Annotated in this window: 13 protein-coding genes; 9 read left to right on the top strand and 4 right to left on the bottom strand. The window is 60.2% G+C overall.

Translation table 11 applies throughout. The annotated features are described in order from the left end of the window. Window positions 1-178: 178 nt before the first annotated feature. On the bottom strand, window positions 179-1555 hold the full coding sequence (locus tag AB4N48_RS08320) for a glutamine synthetase family protein (protein WP_007918694.1): 1377 nt from the start codon (window positions 1553-1555) through the stop codon (window positions 179-181). A 282-nt stretch (window positions 1556-1837) separates the two neighbouring features. Between AB4N48_RS08320 and AB4N48_RS08315 the strand changes: the two genes are divergently transcribed. The 5 genes from AB4N48_RS08315 (at window position 1838) to AB4N48_RS08295 (ending at window position 7184) form a co-directional block, all read left to right on the top strand. After that, on the top strand, window positions 1838-2599 hold the full coding sequence (locus AB4N48_RS08315) for a gamma-glutamyl-gamma-aminobutyrate hydrolase family protein (protein WP_375122346.1): 762 nt from the start codon (window positions 1838-1840) through the stop codon (window positions 2597-2599). A 369-nt stretch (window positions 2600-2968) separates the two neighbouring features. Then, a complete protein-coding gene (gene potA / locus AB4N48_RS08310; RefSeq protein ID WP_024013333.1) occupies window positions 2969-4111 on the top strand; it encodes a polyamine ABC transporter ATP-binding protein in 1143 nt (380 codons plus the stop codon). After that, entirely contained in the window at window positions 4108-5022 is a 915-nt protein-coding gene (locus tag AB4N48_RS08305) for an ABC transporter permease subunit (RefSeq protein WP_024013334.1), read from the top strand. The genes potA and AB4N48_RS08305 overlap by 4 nt, the downstream gene beginning before the upstream one ends. Continuing rightward, window positions 5019-5891 carry an ABC transporter permease subunit gene (locus AB4N48_RS08300; protein ID WP_056789082.1) on the top strand — a complete coding sequence of 291 codons (873 nt, stop codon included), beginning with the start codon at window positions 5019-5021 and terminating at the stop codon, window positions 5889-5891. Before AB4N48_RS08305 ends, AB4N48_RS08300 begins: the two co-directional genes overlap by 4 nt. Window positions 5892-6086: 195 nt before the next feature. After that, window positions 6087-7184: a polyamine ABC transporter substrate-binding protein gene (locus AB4N48_RS08295; RefSeq protein WP_095182000.1), complete on the top strand. Its 1098-nt coding sequence runs from the start codon at window positions 6087-6089 to the stop codon at window positions 7182-7184. A 258-nt stretch (window positions 7185-7442) separates the two neighbouring features. Here AB4N48_RS08295 and thpR read toward each other — a convergent pair whose 3' ends face one another. Beyond that, a complete protein-coding gene (gene thpR, locus AB4N48_RS08290) occupies window positions 7443-7982 on the bottom strand; it encodes an RNA 2',3'-cyclic phosphodiesterase (RefSeq protein WP_460095549.1) in 540 nt (179 codons plus the stop codon). A 107-nt stretch (window positions 7983-8089) separates the two neighbouring features. Between thpR and AB4N48_RS08285 the strand changes: the two genes are divergently transcribed. Further along, window positions 8090-8284: a hypothetical protein gene (locus AB4N48_RS08285; protein ID WP_024013337.1), complete on the top strand. Its 195-nt coding sequence runs from the start codon at window positions 8090-8092 to the stop codon at window positions 8282-8284. Between the two features lie 126 nt (window positions 8285-8410). Here AB4N48_RS08285 and AB4N48_RS08280 read toward each other — a convergent pair whose 3' ends face one another. Both AB4N48_RS08280 and AB4N48_RS08275 read right to left on the bottom strand, forming a co-directional pair. Beyond that, the gene (locus AB4N48_RS08280; protein ID WP_041480937.1) at window positions 8411-9553 is read right to left on the bottom strand and encodes an HlyD family secretion protein; all 1143 of its coding nucleotides are present in this window, start codon (window positions 9551-9553) and stop codon (window positions 8411-8413) included. Continuing rightward, window positions 9550-11205 (bottom strand): MFS transporter, encoded by a 1656-nt coding sequence (locus tag AB4N48_RS08275; RefSeq protein ID WP_256809194.1) that lies wholly within the window; start codon window positions 11203-11205, stop codon window positions 9550-9552. The genes AB4N48_RS08280 and AB4N48_RS08275 overlap by 4 nt, the downstream gene beginning before the upstream one ends. Before the next feature lie 309 nt (window positions 11206-11514). On the opposite strand from AB4N48_RS08275, the gene AB4N48_RS08270 reads away from it, so the two are divergent. From AB4N48_RS08270 to AB4N48_RS08260, 3 genes are all read left to right on the top strand, one after another. Next, window positions 11515-12810, top strand: a complete 1296-nt coding sequence (locus tag AB4N48_RS08270) for an OprD family porin (RefSeq protein ID WP_130899229.1) — start codon at window positions 11515-11517, stop codon at window positions 12808-12810. A 272-nt stretch (window positions 12811-13082) separates the two neighbouring features. Beyond that, the gene (locus AB4N48_RS08265) at window positions 13083-13907 is read left to right on the top strand and encodes an NAD-dependent epimerase/dehydratase family protein (RefSeq protein ID WP_016775186.1); all 825 of its coding nucleotides are present in this window, start codon (window positions 13083-13085) and stop codon (window positions 13905-13907) included. A 44-nt stretch (window positions 13908-13951) separates the two neighbouring features. Then, window positions 13952-14845 (top strand): SMP-30/gluconolactonase/LRE family protein, encoded by an 894-nt coding sequence (locus tag AB4N48_RS08260; RefSeq protein ID WP_460095139.1) that lies wholly within the window; start codon window positions 13952-13954, stop codon window positions 14843-14845. Window positions 14846-14878 lie beyond the last annotated feature (33 nt).

Genomic DNA, 14878 nt, shown 5'->3' with positions numbered 1-14878 from the left:
AGCCCTCTCCCAGAGGGAGAGGGGACCGATCGGGGGATGTCTGGTAACTGCGCCGACCTGAAAAATCTTTGCCGAATCCATCATCGACTGGATCGTTCAGGTCGCCGGATATCTCCAGACGACGCGGTCAGTCCCCTCTCCCCTCCGGGAGAGGGTTAGGGTGAGGGGCTTTTGATCTTCAGACCGTATGCAGATACCAGTTGTACTCAAGGTCAGAGATCGAGTTCTCGAACTCGGCCAGCTCGCTTTCCTTGCACGCAACGAACACGTCGATGTACATCGGGTCGATGTAGCGCGCCATGACTTCGCTGTCGTCGAGCTCGCGCAAGGCGTCGCGCAGGTTGTTCGGCAGGCTCTGCTCGTTCTGCTCGTAGCTGTTGCCTTCGACCGGCGCGCCGGGCTCGATCTGGTTGGTCAGGCCGTGGTGAATACCGGCCAGCACCGACGCCATCAGCAGGTACGGGTTGGCATCGGCACCGGCGACGCGGTGTTCGATGCGCACGGCATCCGCTGAACCGGTCGGCACGCGTACGGCCACGGTGCGGTTGTCGATGCCCCAGCTCGGCGAGTTCGGCACATAGAACTGTGCGCCGAAACGGCGATACGAGTTGACGTTCGGGCAGAGGAACGCCATTTGCGCCGGCAGGGTCTCGAGCACACCGCCGATCGCGTGACGCAGTGCGGCGTTCTGCTCGGGATCCTCGCTGGCGAAGATGTTGTTGCCTTCTTTGTCCAGAATCGAAATGTGCACGTGCAAACCATTGCCGGCCTGGCCCGGATACGGCTTGGCCATGAAAGTCGTATCCATCTCATGGTCGTAGGCGATGTTCTTCACCAGACGCTTGAGCAGGACCGCGTAATCACAGGCCTTGATCGGGTCGGAGACGTGATGCAGGTTGACTTCGAACTGCGCCGGGGCGCTTTCCTTGACGATGGCATCCGCCGGGATGCCCTGCTCTTTCGCGCCTTCAAGGATGTCTTGCAGGCAATCGACGTATTCGTCGAGATCGTCGATCAGGTAAACCTGGGTCGACACCGGACGCTTACCGGATACCGGTGAACGTGGCGATTGCGGACGGCCATTCACGTTGTCCTGGTCGATCAGGTAGAACTCGAGTTCGAACGCCGCGCAGATGGTCAGGCCGAGGTCGTCGAATTTGCGCACAACGTTGGCCAGTACTTCACGCGGGTCGGCGAAGAACGGCTGACCTTCGATCTCGTGCATGGTCATCAGCAGTTGAGCGGTCGGGCGTTTTTGCCACGGCTCGATGCTCAGGGTGCCGGGGATCGGGTAGCAGATGCGATCGGCATCGCCGATATCCAGGCCCAGACCGGTGCTTTCCACCGTCGAGCCGTTGATGTCCAGCGCAAAGAGCGACGCCGGCAGGTTGATGCCTTTTTCGTACACCTTATGAAGACTGGTGCGTTCGATGCGCTTGCCGCGCACCACACCGTTCATATCCGCAATCAGAAGGTCGACGTACAAAACCTCAGGATATTTCTTAAGGAATGCGTTGGCTTCGTTGAGTTGAACGGTACGCAGAGGGACCGACATGATGCACCTATTTAGCTGTTAATTATTATGTTCACCACCGTGTTGCGCAGCCAGTCAATCCGAAAGGCAAAGTGAAGTCAATAGCGAACACCCTGCCCTGCAGCCTTTATTTTTCGGGCTTTTCTTAACACTCTCGAGCCATATCCGCCGGAAAACCACGGTAAACCTAAGCGATTTGATGAACGGCGTTTAGAATTTTTTACATGACAGTTGTTAATTAAAATCAACGAGGCTAAGCTCCGGAAAAGCTCGTTCAAGTGACAGACTTCGAGGTGAATAAAAATGGCATTCAAGCCATTGATCGGCGTTACTGCGTGCGTCAAACAGATTGGCCTGCACCCCTATCACATCAGCGGCGACAAGTACGTACGTGCTGTCAGCGTTGGCGCTGAAGGGTTGCCAGTGGTCATTCCTTCCCTCGGCAACTTGACTGAAATCGAAGACCTGCTCGGTCAACTCGACGGTTTTTTGCTTACCGGCTCGCCCTCGAACGTGGAGCCCTTCCACTATCAAGGCCCGGCCAGCGCCCCCGGCACGGATCACGATCCGGCCCGCGACGCCACCACCCTTCCTTTATTGCGTGCAGCCATCGCGGCGGGCGTTCCGGTGCTCGGCATCTGCCGTGGTTTCCAGGAGATGAATGTGGCGTTCGGCGGCAGCCTTCATCAAAAGGTGCATGAGCTGCCCGGCATGCTCGACCACCGCGAAGCCGACAGCCCGGATGTCGCCGTGCAATATGCACCGGCCCATGCGGTCAGCGTGATCGCTGGCGGCGTGTTCGAAGCGTTGGGGCTGCCCGACAAATTTCAGGTCAATTCGATTCACAGCCAAGGCATCGACCGCCTCGCTCCCGGCCTGCGTGCTGAAGCCGTGGCGCCGGACGGTTTGATCGAGGCGATCTCGGTCGAGCACAGCCCGACCTTCGCCCTCGGCGTGCAATGGCACCCGGAATGGCAAGTGCTGGACAACCCGAACTACCTGAAGATTTTCCAGACGTTCGGCGCAGCGTGCCGGCAACGGGCGGCGAAGCGCAACCAACGCTGACTCAACCCAAGAATCCATAACGATTTACTGCCCCCACGGACGTCGGGTGTGCCTGCGCACATCCGTCATTCGTGAACAGCGACACCCGTAATAACAACAAGTACGACCCAGGCAGCCAGGACGGCGGCGCCGAACAAGCCGGATCGGTACGGACAAAGGCCACTCAGGTCAACGCATATCCCCTGTGGGAGCGAGCCTGCTCGCGAAAGCGGTGTATCAGCAAACGATGATGTCGACTGACACTCCGTATTCGCGAGCAGGCTCGCTCCCACAGGTTCTGCGCCAGCTGACAGGCATTCCGGACCGCTCCGCAATCCACTTAAGCCCGGCCACATTGGCCAGGCACACGACACCTGTTGGGAGTTTCACATGGCAAACGCCTCCAGCACTTACCGCAAGGCACTCGAGGGTCAGCAGCAACCGAAAAAGGTGCTGGTGAAAGTCGATCGTGTCACCAAGAAGTTCGACGAAACCGTGGCCGTGGACGATGTGTCCCTGGAGATCCATCAGGGCGAGATTTTCGCGCTGCTGGGCGGTTCCGGTTCGGGCAAATCGACTCTGCTGCGCATGCTCGCCGGTTTCGAGCGGCCGACCGAGGGGCGGATTCTGCTCGATGGCGTGGACATCACCGACATGCCGCCTTACGAGCGGCCGATCAACATGATGTTCCAGTCCTACGCGCTGTTCCCGCACATGACCGTGGCACAGAACATCGCCTTCGGCCTCAAACAGGACCGTTTGCCTGCCAGCGAAATCGATGCTCGCGTCGAAGAAATGCTGCGCCTTGTGCACATGACCCAATACGCCAAGCGCCGCCCGCACCAGTTGTCCGGCGGCCAGCGGCAGCGCGTCGCCCTCGCCCGCTCGTTGGCCAAACGGCCGAAACTGTTGCTGCTCGACGAGCCGATGGGTGCGCTGGATAAAAAGCTGCGTTCGCAGATGCAACTGGAGCTGGTGGAGATCATCGAGCGCGTCGGCGTGACCTGCGTCATGGTCACCCACGACCAGGAAGAAGCCATGACCATGGCCCAGCGCATAGCGATCATGCACCTGGGCTGGATCGCGCAGATCGGCAGCCCGGTGGACATTTATGAAGCGCCGGTCAGCCGCATGGTCTGCGAATTCATCGGCAACGTGAACGCCTTCGACGGCACTGTGGTGGAAGATCTGGAAGGCCACGCGATCATTCACAGCCCCGACTTGCAGCAGAAGATCTATGTCGGTCACGGCGTCAGCACCTCGGTGCAGGACAAGTCGATCACCTACGCCATCCGCCCGGAGAAAATGCTCGTCAGCACCACCCAGCCGGAGTTCCGCTACAACTGGTCCGAAGGCAAGGTGCATGACATCGCCTACCTCGGCGGCCACTCGGTGTTCTACGTCGAGCTGCCCGGCGGCAAGATCGTCCAGTCGTTCATGGCCAATGCCGAGCGGCGTGGCGCGCGGCCGACCTGGGACGACAAAGTCTACGTCTGGTGGGAAGACGACAGCGGCGTGGTGCTGCGCTCATGAGAACTTTCAATCAGCAATTCTTGCGCCTGGTGCCCAGCGGACGAAAACTGGTGATCGGCATTCCGTTCATCTGGCTGTTCCTGTTCTTCATGCTGCCGTTCTTTCTGGTGATGAAGATCAGCTTCTCGGAAGCCGCGCTGTCGATCCCGCCGTACTCGGAGATCTACACCTTCGCCGAACAGAAATTCCAGCTGCTGCTGAACATCGGCAACTACACCCTGCTCGGCGAAGACGAGCTGTACCTGTCGGCGTACCTCGGCTCGCTGAAGGTCGCGGCACTGAGCACGCTGATGTGCCTGGTGATCGGTTTCCCGATGGCTTACGCGATCACCAAGACCGGCAAGGAAACGCAAAATGTCCTGCTGCTGTTGATCATGATGCCGACCTGGACGGCGATCCTGATCCGCGTGTATGCGTGGATGGGCATCCTCAGCAACAACGGGTTGCTCAACGGGTTTCTGATGTGGACCGGGCTCACCGACCACCCGATCGAAATCCTCAACACCAACACTGCCGTCTATATCGGTGTGGTTTACGCGTATCTGCCGTTCATGGTGCTGCCGCTCTACGCCAACCTCGTCAAGCACGACAACAGCCTGCTGGAAGCCGCGCAGGATCTGGGTTCGAGTAACTTCAACAACTTCTGGAAGATCACCGTGCCGCTGGCCAAGAACGGCATCATTGCCGGCTGCATGCTGGTGTTCATTCCGGTAGTCGGCGAGTTCGTGATTCCGGAACTGCTGGGTGGCCCGGAGACGCTGATGATCGGTCGCGTGCTGTGGCAGGAGTTCTTCAATAACCGCGACTGGCCGGTGGCTTCCGCGCTGGCGGTGGTGATGCTGTTGATCCTGATTGTGCCGATTCTGCTGTTCAACCGCAGCCAGGCCAAAGAGATGGAGGCACGGGGATGAAACGCTTCAACTTTTCCAAGTTCATGCTGATCTTCGGCTTGATGTTCATTTATCTGCCGATGCTGATTCTGGTGATCTACTCGTTCAACGCCTCGAAGCTGGTGACGGTGTGGGGTGGCTGGTCAGTGAAGTGGTATGTCGGCCTGCTCGACAACACGCAACTGATGGGCTCGGTGCTGCGCTCGCTGGAGATCGCCTGCTACACCGCGATTGCCGCTGTGGCACTGGGGACGCTGGCGGCGTTCGTGCTGACGCGGGTGACGCGCTTCAAGGGCCGCACGCTGTTTGGTGGTCTGGTGACCGCGCCGTTGGTGATGCCGGAAGTGATCACCGGTCTGTCGCTGTTGCTGCTGTTCGTGGCGATGGCGCAACTGATCGGCTGGCCGCAGGAGCGCGGCATCGTCACCATCTGGATCGCCCACACCACGTTTTGTGCAGCCTATGTCGCGGTGGTAGTCTCCGCGCGCCTTCGCGAGCTGGATCTGTCGATCGAAGAAGCGGCGATGGACCTCGGCGCCAAACCATTCAAGGTGTTTTTCCTGATCACCATTCCCATGATCGCGCCGTCGCTGGCCGCCGGCGGAATGATGTCGTTTGCCTTGTCGCTGGACGATCTGGTGCTGGCGAGTTTCGTTTCCGGCCCGGGCTCGACGACGCTGCCGATGGAAGTGTTCTCGGCGGTGCGCCTGGGCGTTAAACCCGAGATCAACGCCGTGGCCAGCCTGATTCTACTGGCGGTATCGCTGGTGACTTTCCTCGTCTGGTATTTCGGCCGCAAGGCAGAGGCCAACCGCAAACGGGCGATTCAGGAAGCGATGGATCAGACCGCGAACGAGTCGTGGCAGCAACCGGCAACGGCGACTGCCTGAGCAACACCGATGAACAACTGTGGCGAGGGGATTTATCCCCGTTGGGCTGCGAAGCGGCCCCTGCAGTTCTACCTGAAGACTCCGTATTCAGGTTTTGCGACTGCTACGCAGCCGAGCGGGGATAAATCCCCTCGCCACAAGGTTCAAGTGCACCGAGCTTTTGTGTTTTTGAATAAGAAGAAGGGAGTTGTACCGATGAAAATGTTTGGCAGGACTCTGCTGACACTGTCCTTAATGGGCGCAATGGTCATGGGCGCCCAGGCCAACGACAAGGTGCTGCGTGTTTACAACTGGTCCGATTACATCGCGCCGGACACCGTGAAGAAATTCGAAGACGAGACCGGCATTCGCGTGACCTACGACGTCTTCGACAGCAACGAAACTCTGGAAGCGCGCCTGCTCGCGGGCAAATCCGGCTATGACATCGTCGTGCCGTCGAACAGTTTTCTGGCCAAGCAGATCAAAGCCGGCGTCTACCAGCCGCTGGACAAGTCGAAGCTGCCGAACTGGAAGAATCTTAACCCGGTGCTGCTGAAAAACGCCGCCGCCAGTGATCCGGACAATGCCCATGCCTTTCCGTACATGTGGGGCTCGATCGGCATCGGTTTCAACCCGGCGAAGGTCAAGGAAGTGCTCGGCGCCAACGCCCCGACCAACTCCTGGGACTTGCTGTTCAAACCGGAGAACGCGGAAAAACTCAAAGCCTGTGGCATCAGTTTCCTCGATTCGCCGACCGAAATGCTCCCGGCCGCCCTGCACTACCTGGGCTATCCGGTGAACGACAAGGACAAGGCGCACATCGCCGAAGCCGAAGCGCTGTTCATGAAAATCCGCCCTTACGTGGCGTACTTCCATTCCTCGAAGTACATCTCCGATCTGGCTAACGGCAACATCTGCGTGGCGGTCGGTTACTCCGGCGACGTCCTGCAGGCCAAGGCCCGCGCGGTGGAATCGGGCAACAACGTGGTGATCGACTACAGCATTCCCAAGGAAGGCGCCGGCAGTTTCTACGACATGGTCGCCATCCCCCGTGATGCGGCGAACGTCGACAACGCCTACCTGTTCATGGATTTCCTGATGCGCCCGGACATCATCGCCGAAGTCACCAACAGCATCGGCTACAGCAACGCCAACGCAGCGGCCACGCCATTGGTGGACGAAGCGATCCGCAACGAACCGGGCTCGTATCCGTCGCAAGCGGTGATGGCGACGTTGTATGCAGTGCCGGATCAGCCAATTGCCACGCAGCGGATCATGACGCGCGGCTGGACGCGGGTGAAGCTTGGTAAATAAAAACACCAGTCAACACTGATAAACCCTGTGGGAGCTGGCTTGCCAGCGATGGCGGTGGGTCAGACAACGATGACGCTAGACGCGCTGGCCCCATCGCTGGCAAGCCAGCTCCCACAGGTTTTCGATCGAATTCGGACATTGCCAGATTTCCGTTCACGCAGCGCCTTACCACCGCTGCACCCTGCTCTGAACGGCCTCACCCGGCTCCCTCGGCTCGGGTGAATTTGCAGGCGCCTTCGGGCGCCTTTTTTTGTCCGTTCAGATCAGCGACCAGTCCTGCACAACTCGATAGCGGCCCTTGTGCGATTCGAATAAGCCGAAGCGTTCAGGGCGCAGGAAAAACTCCGGCGGCGTGCGCGCTTCCGGCTGCGGCGCGCGGTACTCGCGGGCCAGCGTCAGGTGCGGGCGGAACTCGTGGTTGGGCTCGTCAAAACCGAACGGCAGCATCGCCTGTTCCAGCGCGTAGACCAGGCGCAACAACGCGGGCGGCGCCTGTTCCGGTGCCAGCGATAGCACACCGGCGCGATGCCAGACCTGCAAACGATCCAGCGCAATGCGCAACGTTTCGCCGGGAATACGCACACTGCTCGCTGCTTCACAGACGCCATGAATCTGCGCCAGCGGCACCGCTCCAAGAAACAGCAGAGTCAGATGAAAGTTATCCGCCGGCACCGGTTTGCCGCTGCGCAGGCCCAGCTCCGCGCGCCACTGGGCGATTGCCTTGCGCTGCGCCGGCGGGCAATCCAGGGCAAAGAACAGCCGCTTTGCAGGTTCATCCTTGCGCACCCCATCAATCATTGCCATGCCCCCTTGTTCGTCATGATCGCGCCGATTCTACACAGCCTGTTCTGACGACTCGCGACAGGAAGCTATAGTTCAGGGATTGCCATCAACCGGAGGCTGCCATGCGCGAGATCCTCAGCAAAGAACCCTGGTGGGCCCGGCCACCACATCCCGGACAGGACGAAAGCGAACTGGAATGGGGCTGGCTGGTGCATTACAGCGAAGGCGAACCGCGCTTCGAATTCGTCCGCGAGAGGCCCAGCGACGAGCAGATTCGCAACCGCAAAAGTTGCCGGGTCACCCCCTCGCCCGAATGAATAGAGCCCCGTGAGCACTAATCCTGTGGGAGCGAGCCTGCTCGCGAAAGCGGTGTGTCAGATAAAGAAATGTTACTGATACGACGCTTTCGCGAGCAGGCTCGCTCCCACAGGGTTATGCATTGATCAGTGGGGTTGGGTGTCGCCGGCGGCGGTGTCGATGCTGACAACAACTGACATCCCCGGCCGCAAGCGTTCTGCTTCCTGCTGATCGGGATCGATGGTGATGCGCACCGGCACCCGTTGGGCGATCTTGACGAAGTTGCCGGTGGCGTTGTCGGCCTGCAGCAAGGCAAATTCCGAACCGGTGCCCGGCGAAATATGCTGCACATGGCCGGTGAATCTGCGGTGGTTCAAGGCGTCGACGGTGAAGCGCACCGGTTGCCCGACACGTACGTTGGCCATCTGGGTTTCCTTCATGTTGGCGATCACCCATTTCTGGTCCGGGACCAGCGCCATCAACTGCGCGCCGGAGTTGACGTAGGCCCCCAAGCGCACGCCGATCTGCCCGAGCTGGCCGTCGCGCGGGGCGACAATCCGCGTGTTCGACAGATCGATGCGCGCCAGTTGCACCGCTGCTTCGGCACTGGCCACGGCGGCTTCCAGCGAGCCGCGATTGACGATCACCGTTTGCAGATCCTGACGGGCGATTTCCAGATTGGCCTTGGCCTGCGCCACAGAAGCCGTGCTCTGCGCGTTGGCAGCAAGGGTCACGTCGAACTCGCGTTTGGACACCGAGCCGTCGCGCACCAGTTCCTGATTACGCCGCAGATCGGCCTCGCTCTTGCGCAACTGCGCCTGGCTGTCGGCCAACACCGCCTGGCGCAATTTGATCGTCGCTTCAGCGCTGTTGCGTTGCTGCACGACGTTGGCCAGCCCGGCCTTCTGCACTGCCAGTTGTGCCAGGGACTGGTCGAGGCGTTGCTGATAAATGCGGTCGTCCAGACGCACCAGCAGATCCCCGGCCTTGACGTACTGGAAGTCCTGCACCGGCACCTCGAACACATAGCCGCTGAGCTGCGGGCCGATGATCGTCACCTGCCCGCGCACCAAGGCGTTTTCGGTGGTTTCGACCGCACTGCTGAACGGCGGCAGTTGCCACGCATACAGCACGATCAGGACACCGACGATGGCGATTGCGGCAAAGCCCAGCGAAGAAATGATCCGCACCCGCAGCGAACGCGGCGCGGTATTGGGTGACGATGGCGGCGCCTCACCTTCAGGCGTGGCGGCGATGGCATTGGTAGTTGTGGTGGTCGGTTCGGTCATGAAGAAGTGGCACCGCTGGGTGGTACGGAAGGTGTCGGTTCAATGGCTTTGGTGGTGCTCATCAGCCACAACGCGCGAATCGAAAGCCAGATCATGGTCAGGACGGCAATGACCGCGATCAGCATGAAGACATCGTTATAGGCCAGCACGTTCGCTTCGCGTGTTGCCGCATTGGCGAGGCTGCGAATGCCGGCCAGATTGCGCAGGCTAGGGTCCGCCAGCAAACCGCCGAACGCCGAGCCGCCGCTCTGCACCCGCGCGGCCACCAACGGGTCGGACATCACCAGATGATCGACGATGTGGCTGGAATGGTACTTCTCCCGCACGATCTGAAAAGTGCCGAGCAACGCCGCGCCGAGCAGTCCGCCGAGGTTATTGCAGATCCCGAACAGCACGGAAAAACTCACCAGGTTGCGCGGATTGGTCAGCACGTTGCGCGTGCCGAAGACCATGGTCGGGCCGAGAAAAAACGTACTGCCGAATGCCAGCAGGAACTGGCTGAAGTAGAGATTTTGCGGGCGGGTCAGGTTGTTGGAAAAACTGTCCATCACCGAACCGGTGGCCATCAGCGCCAGCGAGATGATCAACGGCATCAGCAAGTGTTTGGGGTCGATGGTCAACGCGCTGGTGGCAAGCCCGGCGATACTGCCGATCAGCATCACCACATACAGACTGTGCAACTGCTCATAGCCCATGTTGAGGTTCTGCATGAAACCGACCGCGCCGGTGGATTGCTCCGAGGTGACCATGCGAATCAGGGTCACCGCCAGCGCCAGGCGAATCATCGTTCCGCTGCCCAGCCAACGTGTCATCAACATCGGGTTGCTGCGATTGTGCTCAATGGCCAGGCCCATAATGATCAGCGCGATCGAACAGGCCAGCGCCACGCCGATCCAGTTCGCCTCCAGCCACCAGTCGATGCGCCCCAGCGACAGCACCGCGCACAACAACGCCACACCGGTGGCGAGGATGGCGAAGGTCAGGAAGTCGAGTTTTTCGAAGGTCTTGAAGCGGTCACCGGGCGGCAACTTCAGCAGCAACACACAGCCGAGTGACAGCAGGGCCATGCCCAATTCGAACAGGTACAGACCGCGCCATTCGGCGATCTGCAACAGGTCTTCGGAAAACAGCCGCGCCAGCGGTAACGCCAGTTGCGACGTGCCGAGGCCGAGTACCAACGCTTTGAGCCGCCACTTCGCCGGGAACGCCTGCACCATGTAATACAGACCCAGCGAGCTCAGCGCCGCACCGACCATGCCGTGCGCTGCTCGCACCGCCACTGCCGAGTTGAGATCGTTGACGAACAAATGGCCGAAGGTCACCAGCGCATACAGCACCAGAAACACTTCGGTGAACGCGCGCAAGCCGAACTGCTGGCGAAACTTCACCAACAGCAGGTTCATCGACACGTTGGTCATCACATACGCCGCCGGCAGCCAGGCCATCTCCGCCGTGGTCGCGCCGAGCGAGCCTTGCAGGTAAGGCAGGTTGGCAACCACCAGCGAGTTGCCCAACCCACCGGTCACCGCCACCAGCACGCCAACCGCCGCGTACGCCAGGCGCTTGGGCGTGGAGTGCAGCGGTGTCGACGGAGAACCGGGCAGGCTGGGCTTTTCGTGGGGTTGCCAGTTGCGCGGGGCGTATTTATCCATGGATCGGCCTGGTGCTGGGGGTGAGGGAAGTTTGCCGCAATTTCACGGGCAATACACGACTCGACAGACACCAAGGAACCCTGTGGGAGCGAGCCTGCTCGCGAAAGCGCTGTGTCAGTCGACAACTTCATTGATTGAAAGTCCGCATTCGCGAGCAGGCTCGCTCCCACATGGGTTCGGCGTCGCATGGGAGGTCATCGTATAACTTCCAGTTGACAATCCCTGAAAATCTGGGAAATATCCGCATCGATGTTGTACGACGACGTATGACAAATAATAAAAACAACAAACGATCCAGGGAGCGTCACAGTGAGCCCACTCGCCCGCAATTCCGTCCGCCCTTCACGTTTTGCCCATTTCAAGCCGCGTTCGACCCTCAGCCTGATCGGTTGCAGCAGCCTCGCTCTGGCCTTGCCCATGAGCGCCGATGCCGAAGGCTTCCTCGACGACAGCAAAGCCACGCTGAACCTGCGCAACGCCTACTTCAACCGCAACTTCGTCAACCCGGCCTATCCGCAGGGCAAGGCTGAAGAGTGGACGCAGAGCTTCATTCTCGATGCCAAATCCGGCTTCACCCAAGGCACGGTGGGCTTCGGCCTCGATGTGCTCGGGCTGTATTCGCAGAAGCTTGATGGCGGCAAAGGCACTGGCGGCACGCAACTGTTGCCGATCCATGATGACGGGCGCCCGGCTGACAATTTCGGCCGCCTCGGCGTGGCGCTGAAAGCCAAAGTCTCGAAAACCGAATTGAAGGTCGGTGAATGGATGCCTGTATTGCCGATCCTGCGCTCCGACGACGGCCGCTCCCTGCCGCAGACCTTTCGCGGCGGCCAGATCACGTCCACTGAAATCAACGGCCTGACCGTGTACGGCGGCCAGTTCCGTGGCAACAGCCCGCGCAACGACGCGAGCATGGAAGACATGTCGATGAACGGCCGCGGTGCGTTCACCTCCGATCGTTTCAACTTCGGCGGCGGCGAATACACCTTCAACGAAAAACGCACCATGGTCGGCGTGTGGTACGCCGAGCTCACCGACATCTATCAGCAGCAGTATTTCAACCTCAGCCACAGCCAGCCGATGGGCGACTGGACGCTGGGCGCCAACCTCGGTTTCTTCACCGGCAAGGAAGACGGCAGCGCTCAGGCCGGCGACCTCGACAACAAGACCGCGTTCGCCCTGCTCTCGGCCAAGTACGGTGGCAACACCTTCTACGTCGGCCTGCAGAAACTCACCGGCGACGATGCCTGGATGCGCGTCAACGGCACCAGCGGCGGCACCCTGGCCAACGACAGTTACAACGCCAGTTATGACAACGCCAAAGAGCGCTCCTGGCAGGTGCGTCACGACTACAACTTCGTTGCGCTGGGCGTGCCTGGCCTGACCCTGATGAACCGCTATATCAGCGGCGATAACGTACACACCGCCACCACCAACGACGGCAAGGAATGGGGCCGCGAATCGGAACTGGCCTACACCGTGCAGAGCGGCCCGCTGAAGAACCTCAACGTGAAATGGCGCAACGCGACCATTCGCCGGGACTTCAGCACCAACGAATTTGACGAGAACCGGATTTTTATCAGCTATCCGATTTCGTTGTTGTAAGGGTTGGCGGTTTGCCCTGTGGGAGCGAGCCTGCTCGCGAAAGCGCCGGACCAGTCGACTTGTTCTGACTGGCACAACGCCTTCGCGAGCAGGCTCGCTCCCACAAGGGGATTGCATTGCAAGTCAGGTATAGGGTGTTGAGAAAATGAATCGCCCCTTCCGTCATCTACACCAAAAGTCGCGTTGACAAGATCCGGAAACCCTACCGATACTTCAGCGCAGTCATACGACAACCTACAACAAACCTAATAACAATGTGTTCAGGGATTGCCATGACGTCTACCTCTACCCCCCGCGCTCCTTTCAACCGCCTGCTGCTGACCGGTGCCGCCGGAGGCCTGGGCAAAGTGTTGCGCGAACGCCTGCGCCCTTACGCCAACGTGCTGCGCCTGTCTGACATCGCCGCCCTCGCCCCGGCCGTCGATGACCACGAAGAAGTCGTGCTCTGCGATCTCGCCGACAAGCAAGCCGTGCATCAACTGGTCGAAGGCGTCGATGCGATCCTGCATTTCGGCGGCGTTTCGGTTGAGCGGCCGTTCGAAGAAATCCTCGGCGCCAACATCTGCGGCGTGTTCCACATTTACGAAGCGGCGCGCAAGCACGGTGTGAAGCGGGTGATCTTCGCCAGTTCCAACCACGTCATCGGTTTCTACAAACAGGACCAACAGCTCGACGCCACTTCGGCGCGCCGCCCCGACGGTTACTACGGCTTGTCCAAGTCCTACGGCGAAGACATGGCCAGTTTCTACTTCGATCGCTACGGTATCGAAACCGTCAGCATCCGCATCGGCTCCTCGTTCCCCGAACCGCAGAACCGCCGGATGATGCACACCTGGCTGAGCTTCGACGATCTCACGCAACTGCTCGAACGCTCGCTGTACACACCAAACGTCGGCCACACCGTGGTCTACGGCATGTCCGCCAACAAAGACGTCTGGTGGGACAACCGCTACGCCAGCCACCTCGGTTTCGAAGCCAAGGACACCTCGGAAGTTTTCCGCGACAAGGTCGAAGCGCAGCCGATGCCAGCCGACGATGATCCGGCGCGGATCTATCAGGGCGGCGCCTTCGTCGCAGCAGGCCCGTTTGGCGATTGATCGCTCGACTTGATCCCCCTCCAATAAAAACCAAGGGAATGAGTATGCAAGCCGAATTGATCGTCGACGCCCGCAACGCGGTCGGTGAAAGCCCGGTCTGGGTGCCGCAGGAAAACGCCCTGTACTGGGTCGACATCCCCAACGGCGGACTGCAACGCTGGAGCGCTGACACTGGCCATGTTGCCTCGTGGAAGGCCCCGCAAATGCTCGCCTGCATCACCCGCCACCGCAGTGGCGGCTGGGTTGCCGGCATGGAAAGCGGTTTCTATCGCCTGCACCCGCACAGCGACGGCAGCCTCGACAGCGAATTGCTCGCCACCGTCGGGCACAGCCGCGCGAACATGCGCCTCAACGACGGTCGCTGCGATCGCCAAGGGCGTTTCTGGGCCGGCAGCATGGTGCTGAATATGGGCCTGAACGCGCCTGAAGGCCGGCTCTATCGCTACGGCGCCGGGCAGACTGGCGTGATCGAAGCGCAACTGGATGGCTTCATCGTACCCAACGGCCTCGCTTTCAGCCCTGACGGCAAGACCATGTACCTGTCGGATTCGCACCCCAATGTGCAACTGATCTGGGCCTTCGATTACGACACCGAGACCGGCACGCCATCGAATCGCCGAATCTTCGTCGACATGAATCATTTCCCCGGCCGCCCCGATGGCGCTGCCGTGGATGCCGAAGGCTGCTACTGGATCTGCGCCAACGACGCCGGCCTGATTCACCGCTTCGCCCCGGACGGTCGTCTGGATTTTTCACTGGAAGTACCGGTGAAGAAACCGACCATGTGTGCCTTCGGCGGCAGCAACCTGGACACCTTGTTTGTCGCCTCGATTCGCCCCGGCGATGACCACGACCCGCAATCCCTGGCCGGCGGCGTGTTCGCCCTGAAGCCAGGCGTCAAGGGCCTCGCCGAACCGCAATTCAACGATTTGCTTTAGACCCTCTGCTGCACCGCTGCGCCTTGAACACAA

Source organism: Pseudomonas sp. S2_C11 (assembly GCF_054668395.1).
This window is presented reverse-complemented; position numbering and strand designations above follow the sequence as displayed.

Excerpts from the sequence above, each read along its gene's own strand:
- thpR (WP_460095549.1), bottom strand. The coding sequence starts at position 7,982 with ATGATTGATGGGGTGCGCAAGGATGAACCTGCAAAGCGGCTGTTCTTT.
- AB4N48_RS08315 (WP_375122346.1), top strand. The coding sequence starts at position 1,838 with ATGGCATTCAAGCCATTGATCGGCGTTACTGCGTGCGTCAAACAGATT.
- AB4N48_RS08320 (WP_007918694.1), bottom strand. The coding sequence starts at position 1,555 with ATGTCGGTCCCTCTGCGTACCGTTCAACTCAACGAAGCCAACGCATTC.
- AB4N48_RS08305 (WP_024013334.1), top strand. The coding sequence starts at position 4,108 with ATGAGAACTTTCAATCAGCAATTCTTGCGCCTGGTGCCCAGCGGACGA.
- AB4N48_RS08275 (WP_256809194.1), bottom strand. The coding sequence starts at position 11,205 with ATGGATAAATACGCCCCGCGCAACTGGCAACCCCACGAAAAGCCCAGC.
- AB4N48_RS08285 (WP_024013337.1), top strand. The coding sequence starts at position 8,090 with ATGCGCGAGATCCTCAGCAAAGAACCCTGGTGGGCCCGGCCACCACAT.
- AB4N48_RS08265 (WP_016775186.1), top strand. The coding sequence starts at position 13,083 with ATGACGTCTACCTCTACCCCCCGCGCTCCTTTCAACCGCCTGCTGCTG.
- AB4N48_RS08260 (WP_460095139.1), top strand. The coding sequence starts at position 13,952 with ATGCAAGCCGAATTGATCGTCGACGCCCGCAACGCGGTCGGTGAAAGC.
- AB4N48_RS08295 (WP_095182000.1), top strand. The coding sequence starts at position 6,087 with ATGAAAATGTTTGGCAGGACTCTGCTGACACTGTCCTTAATGGGCGCA.
- potA (WP_024013333.1), top strand. The coding sequence starts at position 2,969 with ATGGCAAACGCCTCCAGCACTTACCGCAAGGCACTCGAGGGTCAGCAG.
- AB4N48_RS08300 (WP_056789082.1), top strand. The coding sequence starts at position 5,019 with ATGAAACGCTTCAACTTTTCCAAGTTCATGCTGATCTTCGGCTTGATG.
- AB4N48_RS08280 (WP_041480937.1), bottom strand. The coding sequence starts at position 9,553 with ATGACCGAACCGACCACCACAACTACCAATGCCATCGCCGCCACGCCT.